Annotated in this window: 14 protein-coding genes; 5 read left to right on the forward strand and 9 right to left on the reverse strand. The window is 63.8% G+C overall.

The features are described from left to right. Positions 1-30: 30 nt before the first annotated feature. From FJW04_RS11455 to FJW04_RS11480, 5 genes are all read right to left on the reverse strand, one after another. Positions 31-846: an ABC transporter permease gene (locus FJW04_RS11455; RefSeq protein WP_140714177.1), complete on the reverse strand. Its 816-nt coding sequence runs from the start codon at positions 844-846 to the stop codon at positions 31-33. After that, positions 836-1,786 carry an ABC transporter permease gene (locus FJW04_RS11460; RefSeq protein ID WP_181172927.1) on the reverse strand — a complete coding sequence of 317 codons (951 nt, stop codon included), beginning with the start codon at positions 1,784-1,786 and terminating at the stop codon, positions 836-838. Before FJW04_RS11460 ends, FJW04_RS11455 begins: the two co-directional genes overlap by 11 nt. 14 nt (positions 1,787-1,800) lie before the next feature. After that, a complete protein-coding gene (locus FJW04_RS11465) occupies positions 1,801-2,799 on the reverse strand; it encodes an ABC transporter ATP-binding protein (protein ID WP_140714181.1) in 999 nt (332 codons plus the stop codon). 244 nt (positions 2,800-3,043) lie between these two features. Further along, positions 3,044-4,198 carry an ABC transporter substrate-binding protein gene (locus FJW04_RS11475; protein ID WP_015314131.1) on the reverse strand — a complete coding sequence of 385 codons (1,155 nt, stop codon included), beginning with the start codon at positions 4,196-4,198 and terminating at the stop codon, positions 3,044-3,046. 207 nt (positions 4,199-4,405) lie between these two features. Next, positions 4,406-5,251 carry a class I SAM-dependent methyltransferase gene (locus tag FJW04_RS11480; RefSeq protein WP_140714184.1) on the reverse strand — a complete coding sequence of 282 codons (846 nt, stop codon included), beginning with the start codon at positions 5,249-5,251 and terminating at the stop codon, positions 4,406-4,408. A gap of 76 nt (positions 5,252-5,327) precedes the next feature. On the opposite strand from FJW04_RS11480, the gene FJW04_RS11485 reads away from it, so the two are divergent. After that, the gene (locus FJW04_RS11485) at positions 5,328-5,819 is read left to right on the forward strand and encodes a helix-turn-helix domain-containing protein (protein ID WP_140714186.1); all 492 of its coding nucleotides are present in this window, start codon (positions 5,328-5,330) and stop codon (positions 5,817-5,819) included. Here FJW04_RS11485 and FJW04_RS11490 read toward each other — a convergent pair. From FJW04_RS11490 to FJW04_RS11500, 3 genes are all read right to left on the reverse strand, one after another. After that, positions 5,816-6,721, reverse strand: a complete 906-nt coding sequence (locus FJW04_RS11490; protein WP_140714188.1) for a LysR substrate-binding domain-containing protein — start codon at positions 6,719-6,721, stop codon at positions 5,816-5,818. The two genes, FJW04_RS11485 and FJW04_RS11490, sit on opposite strands and share 4 nt — an antisense overlap. Before the next feature lie 94 nt (positions 6,722-6,815). Further along, on the reverse strand, positions 6,816-7,433 hold the full coding sequence (locus FJW04_RS11495; RefSeq protein ID WP_140714190.1) for a DedA family protein: 618 nt from the start codon (positions 7,431-7,433) through the stop codon (positions 6,816-6,818). Beyond that, positions 7,430-8,029 carry an rRNA adenine N-6-methyltransferase family protein gene (locus tag FJW04_RS11500; protein WP_140714192.1) on the reverse strand — a complete coding sequence of 200 codons (600 nt, stop codon included), beginning with the start codon at positions 8,027-8,029 and terminating at the stop codon, positions 7,430-7,432. Before FJW04_RS11500 ends, FJW04_RS11495 begins: the two co-directional genes overlap by 4 nt. A gap of 299 nt (positions 8,030-8,328) precedes the next feature. Here FJW04_RS11500 and FJW04_RS11505 point away from each other — a divergent pair, with 299 nt between their 5' ends. From FJW04_RS11505 to FJW04_RS11520, 4 genes are all read left to right on the forward strand, one after another. Then, complete coding sequence (locus FJW04_RS11505) at positions 8,329-9,003, forward strand: response regulator transcription factor (RefSeq protein ID WP_140660565.1); 675 nt, start codon at positions 8,329-8,331, stop codon at positions 9,001-9,003. Positions 9,004-9,013: 10 nt separating this feature from the next. After that, on the forward strand, positions 9,014-10,375 hold the full coding sequence (locus FJW04_RS11510; protein ID WP_140714194.1) for a HAMP domain-containing sensor histidine kinase: 1,362 nt from the start codon (positions 9,014-9,016) through the stop codon (positions 10,373-10,375). Between the two features lie 69 nt (positions 10,376-10,444). After that, the gene (locus FJW04_RS11515) at positions 10,445-10,894 is read left to right on the forward strand and encodes an Rrf2 family transcriptional regulator (RefSeq protein ID WP_140714196.1); all 450 of its coding nucleotides are present in this window, start codon (positions 10,445-10,447) and stop codon (positions 10,892-10,894) included. Further along, on the forward strand, positions 10,884-11,783 hold the full coding sequence (locus FJW04_RS11520; RefSeq protein WP_140714198.1) for an NAD(P)/FAD-dependent oxidoreductase: 900 nt from the start codon (positions 10,884-10,886) through the stop codon (positions 11,781-11,783). Before FJW04_RS11515 ends, FJW04_RS11520 begins: the two co-directional genes overlap by 11 nt. Here the strand turns inward: FJW04_RS11520 and FJW04_RS11525 are convergent. Beyond that, the gene (locus FJW04_RS11525; protein WP_140614877.1) at positions 11,780-12,547 is read right to left on the reverse strand and encodes a DeoR/GlpR family DNA-binding transcription regulator; all 768 of its coding nucleotides are present in this window, start codon (positions 12,545-12,547) and stop codon (positions 11,780-11,782) included. The two genes, FJW04_RS11520 and FJW04_RS11525, sit on opposite strands and share 4 nt — an antisense overlap. Between the last annotated feature and the right edge of the window lie 162 nt (positions 12,548-12,709).

Consider the following 12,709-nt stretch of genomic DNA (forward strand, 5'->3'; position numbering starts at 1 on the left):
AATCTACTCACTACTCACTACTCACTACTTTCATTTGCCCGAACCGGCGATCTGGTCGCCGTCGCGGGTCAAGTAATAGGCAACCAGGATCGGCAGCAGCGTCACCAGCACAACCACCATGGCCACGACATTGGTGACCGGGCGCTGGCGCGGGCGGATCAGTTCCTCCAGCATCCAGATCGGCACGGTCTGCTGCTGGCCGGCGGTGAAGGTGGTGACGATGACCTCATCGAACGAGAGGGCGAAGGCCAGCATGCCGCCTGCGAGCAGTGCGGTGGCGATGTTGGGCAGCACGACATGGCGAAAGGTCTGGAAGCCATCGGCGCCGAGATCCATCGAGGCCTCGATCATCGAACCGGAGGTGCGGCGGAAACGAGCGACCGCGTTGTTGTAGACGACGACCACGCAGAAAGTGGCGTGGCCGAGCACGATCGTCCAGAACGAGAACGGGATTTCGGCCAGCGAAAAGGCCGAGCGCAGCGCGATGCCGGTGATGATCCCGGGCAGCGCGATGGGCAGGATGACCAGCAGCGAGATGGTCTCGCGGCCGAAGAATTTCGTCCGCGACACCGCGGCGGCGCAGAGCGTGCCGAGCAGCAGCGCGATCGCGGTCGAGATGGCGGCGACGCGCACCGACAGCGACAGCGCTTCCCAGACATCGGGCCGGTTCCAGGTGACGGCGAACCATTGCGTGGTCAGCCCGGGCGGCGGCCAGACGAAGCTCTTCTCCTCGATGGTGAAGGCATAGACGAAGATCAGCAGGATCGGCAGATGCAGGAAGAGCAGGCCGCTGGCGGCGGCGATCTTCAGGCCGAGGGGAGCGGATTGACCACGGTCAGAGCGCATCGAAAGCCCCCATGCGCTTGGCGCCCCAGAGGTAGAAACCCATAATGACGATGGGCACCACGGTGAAGGCGGCGGCGAGCGGTATGTTGCCGGCGGTGCCTTGCTGCGAATAGACGGCCTGGCCGATGAAGAGGCGCGAGGTGCCGATGATCTGCGGGATGATGTAGTCGCCCAATGTCAGCGAGAAGGTGAAGATCGAACCGGCGACGATGCCGGGCAGCGCCAGCGGGAACAAGACGTTGCGGAATGTCTGCCCCGGCGAAGCACCGAGATCGGACGAGGCCTCGACCAGATTGCCAGGCACCCGCTCGAGGGCTGCCTGAACGGGGAGGATCATGAACGGCAGCCAGACATAGACGAACACGATGAAAGTGCCGGTGAACGACACCGACAGCGAATTGCCGCCGACGACCGGCAGTGACAGCCAGGCGTCGAGCAGCCACAACAAATGCAGCTTGGCGAGCAGCCAGGTTAAAATACCTTCCTTGGCAAGGATCAGCTTCCAGGCATAGATCTTGACCAGGTAGCTCGACCACAGCGGCAGCATGACGCCGAGATAGAACAGCGCCTTCCAGCGGCCGCGCGCATAGCGCGCCGCATAGTAGGCGATCGGGAAAGCGATTATGGCGGAGGCAAGCGTGACCAATGCGGCCATCGTCACCGTGCGCAGGATGATGTCGAGATTGGCCGCCTGGAGCAGGTCGCCATAGGTCTTCAGCGTGAATTGGCGATTGATGAGGCCCGAGAATTCGTCGATCGAGAAAAAACTCTGGGCCAGCAGCGCGAACAACGAGCCGATATAGACGATGCCGAGCCACAGCACCGGCGGCAGGAGCATCAACAGCAGCAACAGTTGGGGTCGGCGCCAGAAGAGATCGGACAGCGCCCCGCGCATGCCGCCGCTGCCGGGCAGGATGGCGGGCGCCGTGGCACGCGGCATGGTAGCGTCGAGGCTCATACCGGCTCGTCCATCAGGTGCAGATGCTCGCGGTTGAAGGTGAGCATGACCGCCTCACCTTCCGCCGGCAGGGGCGTTCCCGCAGGCACCACGGCGTGCAGTTTCAACCCGTCGGCATCGAGCGCCAGCCTTGTCGTGGCGCCGAGATAGTTGGTCGAGACGAGGCGCGCGGCGACGCCTTCGCCGCTCGCCGCGCGGCCGACACGAATGGATTCAGGGCGCAGGCTGCCCCAGCGGTGCTGGCCGGAATAACGCTGGACGAAATCCGGCGGCAGCACGTTGGAGGAGCCGACGAAATCGGCGACGAAACGCGTGCTCGGCCGCTGATAAATATCCTCGGGCGTGCCGATCTGCATGATCCTGCCATCGTTGAAGACGGCGACGCGATCGGCCATCGACAGCGCCTCGCCCTGGTCGTGAGTGACGAAGACGAAGGTGATGCCGAGCGCCTTCTGCAGCGATCTCAGCTCTTCCTGCATGTTTTCGCGCAGCTTGAGGTCGAGCGCGCCGAGCGGCTCGTCGAGCAGCAGCACCTTGGGCTGGTTGACCAGGGCACGGGCGAGCGCGACACGCTGGCGCTGACCCCCGGAAAGCTGGCCGGGCCGGCGCGCGCCATAGCCGGGCAGCCGCACCAGCGACAGCGCTTCTTCCGCCGCCTTGTGCCGCTCGGCCTTGCCGACACGCTTGACCATCAGCCCGTAGGCGACGTTGTCGAGCACGTTGAGATGCGGGAACAGCGCGTAGTCCTGGAACACGGTGTTGACGTTGCGGCGGTAGGGCGGCACGCCCTCGGCCCGCTCGCCGAAGATCGAGATCGAACCCGCCGTCGGCTGCTCGAAGCCGGCGATAAGACGCAGGCACGTGGTCTTGCCCGAACCGGACGGCCCGAGCATGGCGAAGAATTCGCCTGGCGCGATGTCGAGATCGACAGCGTCGACAGCGCGAACGCTGCCGAAATGGCGCGAGGCTTTTTGAAAGGAAACGGCTGATATCATGGGGTGTCCTGCAATGTCCCAGGCTCTTCAATTGAAGCGTCTGCGCTGCCCCTCATCCGCCTGCCGGCACCTTCTCCCCGTATAGTGACGGGGAGAAGGAAGCTGGTCGCGATATTGGCGCTTATTCTGCAACGTTGGTAGTTGGCGAAACCATTGATAACAGCGTCTTTCTCCCCGTCTCTATACGGGGAGAAATGTCCGGCAGGACAATGAGGGGCAGCGCCAAGCTCTCAGCAAAGCGCGATTACCGTCCGCCGATGACGCCGATATAGTCCGAGACCCAGCGGTAATAGGGCACGCACTGGTCGTTCTGGGTGGCGCATTTGGAAACCGGCGTCTTCCAGAACTTGATCTTGTCGAAATTGTCGTAGCCGTTGGTCTTGCAGCCTTCCTCGCCGAGCAGCTCGTTGCCCTTGCAGGCGGCCGGCACGACCGGCAGCGAGCCGAACCAGGCGGAGACATCGCCCTGCACCTTCGGCGCCAGCGAATGCTCGAGCCACATATAGGCGCAGTTCGGGTGCGCGGCGTCGGCTTCCATCATGGTGGTGTCGGCCCAGCCGGTGACGCCTTCTTCGGGCACGGTCGAGGCGACCGGCTTCTTGGCGGCGACCAGCGTGTTGACCTGGTACGGCCACGAGCCTGATGCAACGACGCCTTCGTTCTGGAAATCGTCGACCTGGATGGCGGCGTCGTGCCAGTAGCGGCCAACCAGCGTGCGCTGGACGCGCAGCAATTCGAGCGCCGCCTTGTACTGGTCCTCGTTCAATTCGTAGGGATCCTTGATGCCGAGTTCCGGCTTGTGGAACATCAAATAATTGGCGGCGTCCGCTATATGGATCGGTCCGTCATAGGCCTGGACGCGGCCTTTGTTGGACTTGCCATCCGGCAGCTTCATCTCCTCGAAGACGACGTTCCAGCTCTTCGGTGCTTCCTTGAAGACCTCGGTGTTGTACATCAGGATGTTGGGACCCCACTGATAGGGGACGCCGTAATGCACCTTGTCGACGGTGAACCAGGGCGCGTCCTTCAGCCGGTCGTCCACCGTCTTCCAACTCGGGATGAGATCGGTGTTGATCGGCTGCACGCGCTTGCCGGCGACGAGCCGCAGCGAGGCATCGCCCGAAGCTGTGACGAGGTCGAAGCCGCCCTCGTTCATCAGCGAGACCATTTCATCCGAGGTGTTGGCGGTCTTGACGTTGACCTTGCAACCGCTCTCCTTCTCGAAGGCGCTCACCCAGTCATAGCCCTTGTCGGTCTCGCCGCGCTCGATGTAGCCCGGCCAGGCGACGATGTTGACCTGACCTTCGCCCTTGCCGAGTTCCTTCACCTGGGCGATGGCCTGACCGGAGAAGGTCAGCGCGACCGTCAAGGCAGTGCACGACTTCAGGAATGAATGCATATCGATCTCCCATTTTGGCACGTGATCCTGAAACCGCTCCGGTTGTCGCCAGATCACGCGCGGACTGAAAAACTTGTCAGCTCGTCCGTTGGACTTGACGCCACTCTGATGGCAGCTTTGGTCCTTCCAACGGAAGGTGCTTTGAAAATCCCGGTTTCGCAAATTCATTTATCAGAAGGCCGATATCGGTTTTTCCGATATACTCCCTCAGGCCAGCGCCGTCACCAGCCAGCAGGCGGCGTTGAAACGAGCCTGACCATCCTTTACGAAAGGGGCGAAGGCAGCAGGCAACACCGTGATAATTTTTTCGGCCGTCGCCTGGTCGACCTCGCGCAGCGCGGCGGCGAGCGGCCCTAGCCGGGTGGCATACATCATCAGATCCCCTTCGGCGATCTTACATGGTAAGTTCGCCTGTCTGACGTCGATTGACGACCAGCCGCTCGCTTCAAGTATCCGCTTCACCTTGGCGCCGTCGGCAAAGGCAAACTGCCCCGGCGCATCGGGGTCTGGCGCGGGTGCGGTCGGCAGGAAAGGCGCAGCCGCTCGCGCGGCGGTCGTCATGAAATCGTTCTCCGCCGGACTGCGCCAGGCAACAAAGGCGAGTTTGCCACCGCGCCTCGCTGCCTGTCTTATGTTGGAGAACGCGGCCACGGGATCATCGAAGAACATGATACCAAAGCGCGAGACAACAGCGTCGAAGCGGCCTGATTCGAACGCATACGTCTGGGCATCGCCCACTTCAAAACTTGCGTTTGCCACCTCTTCCGCCTGCGTGCGTTCTGTCGCCAGAGCGATAAGCGGCTGCGAAATGTCCAGCCCAACACAACGTCCGTTGTTGCCGACGCGACGCGCCATCGCCAGAGTTGTCGCCCCGGCGCCGCAGCCGATGTCCAGGACGTTGCCCGCTTCCCCGGGATAGCCGGCATCGACTACCAGCCGCTCGAACGGCGCCAGAATCTCGTCAAGGATCGGCTGCATTTCGACCCAGGCCTTTCCGCTGGCGTCGTTCCAGAGCGCGGCTTGCCGTGTGTTTGGCTGTGCGGATCGCGACATAACGGACCTCACTTTTCTGTTGCTCTCACCAACCGTCGCCATCACTTTACGAGTTCAAGCCGACTTGAGGTCAAGCATGAAAGATATGGACATTGCCGAAGTGTCGCGCCGCAACGGCGTACCCGCATCGACACTTCGTTACTACGAGGAGAAGGGCCTAATTGCTTCGACCGGCCGTCGCGGCCTGCGCCGCTTGTTCGATCCGGCTGTCCTGGAACGGCTCGCCTTGATTGGGCTTGGACGCGCCGGCGGATTCGCACTGGACGAGATTTCCGCGATGCTGACGCCCGACGGCCTGCCGAAAATGGATCGGGCGCGCCTGGATGCGAAGGCCAACGAACTGGACCACACCATCCAGCGCCTGACCGCGATCCGGGAGGCTTTGCGTCACGCCGCCCGATGCCCCGCCGCTCGGCCGATGGAGTGTCCGACGTTTCGCCGCGCCGTCAGGCTTGCCGGCGCCGGCCGCTTCGAGGTTGCTCCGCTCGGGCCTTTCAAAGCGGAGCCGGTTCCCGCCACAAAGCGCAAGCGCAAGACTGGCGGCGTCGCCGGGAGCAGACCACACTAGCGGCGCACCGTCCGCTGCGACTGGGCAAGACCCACAAAATCGCGCGCCGCGGCGGCCAAGCCAGATCCCCGCCGCCAGACCATGCCAACCTGCACCACCGGCAAGGAACCGGAAATGTCGCGCGATTCGATGCGGTCGCCCTCCAGCGACCAGGGTCGATAGACGAGGTCAGGCAGCAGCGCCACGCCGGCCCCGGTGGCGACGAGGCTGCGAACGGCCTCCACGGAACGGGTGCGGAAGGCGACATGCGGCCTGGCGCCGATCGCCGTCAGCAGCTTGCCGGTGTTTTCCTCGATCTCGTCAACGGTCAGCATGATCAGCGGTTCGGAGGCGATATCGCCGATGCCGATAATGTCGGCGCCAGCCAGAGGATGGCCGAGCGGCAGCCACAGCCGGTAAGCCGAGACTTCGAGGATTTCCGATTGCAGTGCGGTGCGGTCGCGCAAATTGGAGGTGACCATGACGGCAATGTCCAGCTTGCCGCCGATCAGGAGATGTTCGAGGTAGTCGCCATTGTCCTCGATGGCCGAGACCTCGACGCCGGGATAGGCGCGGCGGTAGCGTGAGAGCAGATCCGACAGCACATAGCCGGCGACCAGCGAGGTGACGCCGAGTTGCAGCCGCCCGCCCGCCACGGCCTGCTCGCCGGAAAAAGAGCGGCGGGCGTCGGACACGTCAGCGAGAATCTTTCTCGCGTGACGCAGGAACTGGTGACCCTTGTGGGTGATGTTGAGGCCGCGCGGATGGCGCTCGAACAGTTCGACGCCAAGATCGCTTTCAAGTTCCTTGATCGCCTCGGTGACCGACGATTGCGAGATGGAGAGGTTTTGCGCCGCGCGCGATACCGTGCCTTGCTCGGCGACGGCGATGAAGAACTGCAACTGCCGGATGGTGAAGGCCATGGCCGGACTAAACACCGCCGCAACCGCGAAGAAAAGCCGATGGCGACGCTTATCCCATGGCTGGATGTCCCATGGCTGGATGTCTGGCCGTGGCTCAGCCGAGCATCGGCCGGATGCGCCGCCAGCATGCCGGGCCGTAGCGCAAGGCAAGCATGAACGCCGTTTCCAGCGCCACGACAATAGCGATGATGCGAAAGCCGACGGCGAGCGGGCTCTGGCCGCTGCCATGCAGCGCATAGCCTGTAAGCAGAAAGCCGGCATTCCAGAGCGTGGCTCCGGCTACCGTCGCGACCACGAAAGGTAAGGCTGGCAGGCAGAGCGCGCCGGCCGCGATCGGCAAATAGTTGCGCACCGTCGGAATGAACTGCGCCAGCAGGGAAACCCTGACATGGTTGCGGCGATAGGCCTGGCCAAGCTTGCGGTAGGTCTCGGGGCGCAAAAAGACATATCTGCCGAACCGCTCGACCAGCCTGTCGGCGCGATCGATTCCGATCCGGCGGCCGACAGTGTACCAGACGAGACAGCCTGTCGTTGAGGCCAGCGTGGTCACGCCAAGCAGGATTGCCAGCGTCGCATCGTCAGGCGCCGCCGTCATGCCGAGGAACAGCAGCAGCACATGCGAGGGCGGGATCGGCAGAATCTTCTCGGTAAAGGCGAGGCAGAAGACGCCGAACAGGCCGAAGCCAAGAATGGCCGACAATGGTCCCGTCATGCGAAGCGCCAGTCGTAGGTTCCTGACGTCTTGAGCCTGGCGATGCGATAGACCGTCGCCGGCGGGAAGTTGCGAAAGGTATGGCCAACCCGCGTAACCCCGAGATCGAGCCTGTCGAGCAGCGACTGGTCGAATGGGCAGCGCCGTCCGAGCGTGAACTGGTAGAGCGCTGCGCCGGGGCGAAGGTTGGCGAAAACAGCTTCGAGAATGGCAAATGTCCTGCGCGGCGAAATCAGCCGGAAAGGCAAGCCGCTGACGGCGGCGCCAATCGCAGGCCGTTGGAAGAGCGAGAGATGGCGCAGACCGACGGCGTCCATTTCGAAAATCCGGGCAGCAGGAAAACGACGCATGAGCAGTGCGGCGAAATCCGGATCGGATTCGATCAGCGTCAAATCTTCCTCCTTCACCCCGCGCGACAGCAGCGCCCTCGTGAACGGCCCGGTTCCTGGGCCGAGTTCCAGCACGGGGCCAGTCTCGGGTCCAATGTCACGGGTCATCAATGCCGCCAGGCTGGAACTGGACGGCGTGACGGAGCCGACCCTGAACGGCGCGACGGTCCACGCCATGAGAAAAGACAGAGCATCATTTGCGGGCATGGTAACCTCAATCCCGGACAACATCACGCCAACCAGTTTGGTGTGGCCACGTGGTTTCGTTTCAGCGTCATTGGTTTCGAGCGTCAGGCCCGACCTGTTGCATATTCGGGCCTGACGCCTTCACGTCGGCGCGACCGATTCGTGCCGACCCGGCGTTGTTTGCCGCGACTGGGTTGCATAGACATTGCGCAATCTCGCTGAGGCTAAGAAAGTGCCTGTCGACCGCAGTCCTTCGGCTTTGCCATGTTCACGCAATGTTGGCGCGGTAGCGCCCGACGCAGTGTTCTGAGGGATTGTCGATGCGTATCTTGCTGGTCGAAGACGAACCCGAGATGGTCTCGGCCCTGCGTGCCGCGCTGAAGCGCCACGACATGGTGGTAGATCACGCCGGCACATTGCTGGAGGCGGAGGGGTTCGTTGCCGTCGACAGCTATGACGCCATCCTGCTCGACCGCCAGTTGCCGGATGGCGACGGGCTGTCGCTGGTGCCGAGACTGCGTTCGGCCAGGAACACCTCGCCCGTGCTGGTGCTGACGGCGAGAGGCGACACGTCGGACAAGGTCGATGGGCTGGACATGGGCGCGGACGATTATCTGGCAAAGCCATTCGCGTTCGAGGAACTGCTTGCCCGGTTGCGCGCGCTGCTCAGGCGCCCGGCGCCGCTGCAGTCGCAGTTCATCCGCGCCGGCGATCTGGTGCTCGACGTCGGACATCGCGAAGCCTCTATCCGCGCCGAACCGCTCAGCCTGCCGCGCCGCGAACTCCTTGTGCTGGAGGCTCTGATGCGCCGCACCGGCCGCATGGTGCAGCGCGAGGCGCTGATGGAGGCGGTGTTCGGTCTCGACGACGAGATCCAGTCCAACGCGCTCGACACGCATGTCTCGCGCCTGCGCCGCAAGCTCGCCGATGCCAATGCCGGGGTGACGATCAACGGCATTCGCGGCGTCGGCTATCTCCTGCGCGAGACGACATGAGCGCCAAGCGATGAGCCTCAAGCGCCTGCATTCGCTGAAATGGAGCTTGGTGCTGCGCATCGCCTTGCTGCAATGCGCCATGCTGACCCTGATCATCGTCGGCATTCTCGGCGCCATGCTGGCCACCGGCCTTATCCCGGACGATTACGAGGACGGCACGATGGACGTGCTGGCGGATGCGGTGACACGCGATGCCGGCGGCAAGTTGGTTCTGCGCGAGACCTCGGACCTGACGAAGCTGCGGTCGGGTGTTTCCGACCTCTGGTTCATCATTCGAGACAAGCAGGGGCAAAGGCTGCAGGAGGGGACCGTGCCGCCCATCTTCCAGCCTTTCAGCGGACTGCTGGACACGATCAGCGACGCCCGTATCGACCATGCAATCGGACAAGCCGCGCCGCCGGAGGGAAAGATCCGCTGGACCGACACGATGGCCGGCAACGTCCAGATTTTCAGCGGCACCAAGGGCGGGCTTTCGCTGCTGCGTCTGCTCGGCCAGGCGCCGCAATTCTTCCTGCAGGGCATATTGCCGCTCGCCGGGCTGATGGCGCTGGCCACGCTGTTCGCGACGCCATGGGTGGTGCGTGGCGCTTTGTCGGGCCTTGGCCATGCGGCGGCCGAGGCTGAGCGCATCGACATCGACCAGCGCGGCGTGCAGCTGCCGCTGAAGGACGTGCCGACGGAAGTGACGCCGCTGGTCAAGGCCGTGAATGCCGCCCTTGCGCGCCTCGACAAGGGCTATGAGCGCCACAAGCGCTTCCTCACCGACGCCGCCCATGAGCTCAGGACACCGGTCGCCATCCTCAACACGCGCCTCGCCTCGCTGCCGGCGACACCGGAGCGGGCACGGCTGCTGCAGGACGCGGCCAGGCTTTCGACGCTGACCGACCAGTTGCTCGACCTGCAGCGCCTCGACCGGCAGACGTCGCCGTTCGAAGCGGTCGATCTCGTGGCGACCGCGCGCGGCGTTATCGTGGACCTCGCGCCGATGGCGTTTTCTGCCGGTTACGAAATGTCGTTCGAGCCGGAACGGGACACGATGTTCGCCACCGGAGACCGCACCGCCATCGAGCGCGCGGTGACCAACATCGTCCAGAACGCCATCGAGCATGGCGGCCGCGCTGGCAAGATCACCGTCACCGTCACAACGCCCGCCATCATCGAGGTCCGGGACGAAGGCGACGGCGTCCCGCCGGGCGAGCGGGAGCGCATCTTCGAGCCCTTCTATCGGCTGCGCCCGCAGGACCATGGCGCCGGCCTCGGCCTCAATCTCGTGCAGGAAATCATGTATCTCCATGGCGGCCGCATCGATATCCTCGATGGCAAGCCCAGCGGCGCCTGCTTCAGGATGAGTTTTCGCGCTTTACCCGTTTAGCCTTGCCGCCAACCTCGCAAGGCCGCTGGTGCGTTTGACATTGCGATAAATCGTAACTAACTAAGTTACATGAAGCGCAATAGCCGACTGTCTTCCACTCTGCACATCCTCGTTCACATGGCCGAGAAGCCCGAGCAGGCTCTGACCTCCGAGCAGCTTGCCACCTTCATCCATACCAATCCGGTGGTGGTGCGCCGGACCATCGCAGGCTTGCGCGACGCCGGCATCGTCACCTCGTCACGCGGACATGGCGGCGGCTGGCTGCTCGGGCGCGCGCCCGAGAACATTTCACTGGCCGAGATCAGCCTTGCCCTGGGCGAGACGCTGCTGCCGTTCAGCACCGAGCCGGAAAGCCCGGGCTGTCTCGTCGAGCAAGCGGTGATCGCCGTGCTCGACGATTTTCGCATCGCGGCCGAGAAGCTGCTGGCGGAGAAGCTCAGCCGCATCACGCTGGCCGACCTGACAGCCGATTTTCGCCGTCGTTTCGACCTCGTTGGAGTTTCCAGCCATGCAGTATGATCTTGCCGTTATCGGCGGCAGCTTCGCCGGCCTGTCCGCCGCCATGCAGGCGGCGCGGGCGCGGCGCACCGTGCTGGTGATCGACGCCGGCCAGCCGCGCAACCGCTTTGCCGCGCATTCGCACGGCTTTCTCGGCCAGGACGGACGCACGCCTGGAGCGATCCTGGACGATGCAAGGCGGCAATTGCTTGCCTACCCGACGGCCAGGCTTGTGACCGCACGGGCGGACAAAGCCATTGCCAACAGCAGCAGCGATTTCGAAATCACCACCGATGGCGGCGAGACATTCGGCGCCGCTCGACTGGTGCTGGCAACCGGCGTGCGCGACATCCTGCCGGAGGTTCCCGGGCTTGCCGAGCAATGGGGCAGAACCGTGCTGCATTGCCCCTATTGCCACGGCTACGAGGTTTCCACCGGGCCGCTCGGCGTGCTCGCGACCGGCCCGATGTCCATGCATCAGGCGCAACTGATTTCCGATTGGGGCGACATCACGCTGTTCGGCAACGGGCTGATCGAGCCCGATGCCGACGAGATGCATGCGCTTGAGAGCAAGAATGTAAGGTTCGAGCCCGCGACGGTCAACGAACTGAGCGATGATGGCTCCGGGGGATTGGTTGTCCATCTCGTCGATGGCCGGAAGGCTGGCGTCAAGGCGATATTCACCGCGCCACGCAACACGATGGCGAGCCCGCTGGCCGAACAGCTCGGCTGCGGCCTCAAGGACGGCCTGCTCGGCCCGATGATATCAGTCGATGACCGGCAGCAAACGACGGTTCCCGGCGTCTATGCCGCCGGTGACGCGGCACGCGCGATGCACAACATCGCCTTCGCCGTCTCGGGCGGCACCTTCGCGGGCGTGTGCGCCCACCAGTCGCTGGTCTTCGGCTAAATTCCGCCGGCGACGCTGAGGCGCGCCCCGGCCTGCGCCAGTGCCGCGGCAATGTCGTGCGGCGGCGCGCGGTCGGTGGCGAGTTCGGAAAAGCCGTCAAAGCCGCAGACCTGGACCAGGCCCTGGCGGCCGAACTTCGTGTGGTCAGTGACGACCAGCGATCGCTGGCCCCGCGACAGCACCATGCGGGCGAATTCCGCCTCGTCCAGATCAAAGTCCATGACACCGGTCAGCGCATCCACGGCGCCGGTGGAGATGATGGCGTGGCTGACCGAGAAGCGGCTGACGAACTCGATGGCCGACGTCCCGAACGCGGCGCCTGAATCGCTGCGCAGCTCGCCGCCGGCCATATAGACCTTGTTGCCGTTGATGGTCGCCAGGGTGCGGGCGATGTCGGACGAGTTGGTGACGACCGTCAGGCGCCGGTGGCCGAGCAGTTCGCGCGCCAGGAACGAGGTCGTGGTGCCGGTGTCGAGCATGATCGATTCGCCGTCGCGGATGGTGGCCGCGACCGCGCGGGCAATGCTTCGCTTGGCGTCGGCATGCTCGCGCATGCGCCGTTCGAACGGCGCTTCGCCGACCATCGACGGCAGGCCGATGGCGCCATGCATCTTCAGAACCGAGCCGTCGCCGGTGAGCGGCTTGACGTCGCGGCGCACGGTCTCGAGCGAAACGCCCAACCGGTCGGCCAGGCTGGCGATAGTGACGGTTCCCTCTTCCTGCAGCAGCCGCAGGATCTCGCCATGCCGTTTCGAGTGGTTCATATGGGCATCCCAAAAATGACCGATTCTAAGGCATTCCTAGCGCTTTTAAAGAAATTGCCCATGCTTTCGGACAAAACACCCAAAAAAAGTCACATCTTTTTATTGACAGAAGAGCAACCCCGGCGTGAAATCCATCTTCAACGGGTTCGGAACTGCAGCGGG

This window comes from Mesorhizobium sp. B2-7-3 (genome assembly GCF_006440715.1).
Lineage (GTDB): Bacteria > Pseudomonadota > Alphaproteobacteria > Rhizobiales > Rhizobiaceae > Mesorhizobium > Mesorhizobium australicum.

Coding starts and splice junctions, on each gene's coding strand:
- FJW04_RS11455 (WP_140714177.1), bottom strand. CDS start 846: ATGCGCTCTGACCGTGGTCAATCCGCTCCCCTCGGCCTGAAGATCGCC.
- FJW04_RS11460 (WP_181172927.1), bottom strand. CDS start 1,786: ATGCCGCGTGCCACGGCGCCCGCCATCCTGCCCGGCAGCGGCGGCATG.
- FJW04_RS11465 (WP_140714181.1), bottom strand. CDS start 2,799: ATGATATCAGCCGTTTCCTTTCAAAAAGCCTCGCGCCATTTCGGCAGC.
- FJW04_RS11475 (WP_015314131.1), bottom strand. CDS start 4,198: ATGCATTCATTCCTGAAGTCGTGCACTGCCTTGACGGTCGCGCTGACC.
- FJW04_RS11480 (WP_140714184.1), bottom strand. CDS start 5,251: ATGTCGCGATCCGCACAGCCAAACACACGGCAAGCCGCGCTCTGGAAC.
- FJW04_RS11485 (WP_140714186.1), top strand. CDS start 5,328: ATGAAAGATATGGACATTGCCGAAGTGTCGCGCCGCAACGGCGTACCC.
- FJW04_RS11490 (WP_140714188.1), bottom strand. CDS start 6,721: ATGGCCTTCACCATCCGGCAGTTGCAGTTCTTCATCGCCGTCGCCGAG.
- FJW04_RS11495 (WP_140714190.1), bottom strand. CDS start 7,433: ATGACGGGACCATTGTCGGCCATTCTTGGCTTCGGCCTGTTCGGCGTC.
- FJW04_RS11500 (WP_140714192.1), bottom strand. CDS start 8,029: ATGCCCGCAAATGATGCTCTGTCTTTTCTCATGGCGTGGACCGTCGCG.
- FJW04_RS11505 (WP_140660565.1), top strand. CDS start 8,329: ATGCGTATCTTGCTGGTCGAAGACGAACCCGAGATGGTCTCGGCCCTG.
- FJW04_RS11510 (WP_140714194.1), top strand. CDS start 9,014: ATGAGCCTCAAGCGCCTGCATTCGCTGAAATGGAGCTTGGTGCTGCGC.
- FJW04_RS11515 (WP_140714196.1), top strand. CDS start 10,445: ATGAAGCGCAATAGCCGACTGTCTTCCACTCTGCACATCCTCGTTCAC.
- FJW04_RS11520 (WP_140714198.1), top strand. CDS start 10,884: ATGCAGTATGATCTTGCCGTTATCGGCGGCAGCTTCGCCGGCCTGTCC.
- FJW04_RS11525 (WP_140614877.1), bottom strand. CDS start 12,547: ATGAACCACTCGAAACGGCATGGCGAGATCCTGCGGCTGCTGCAGGAA.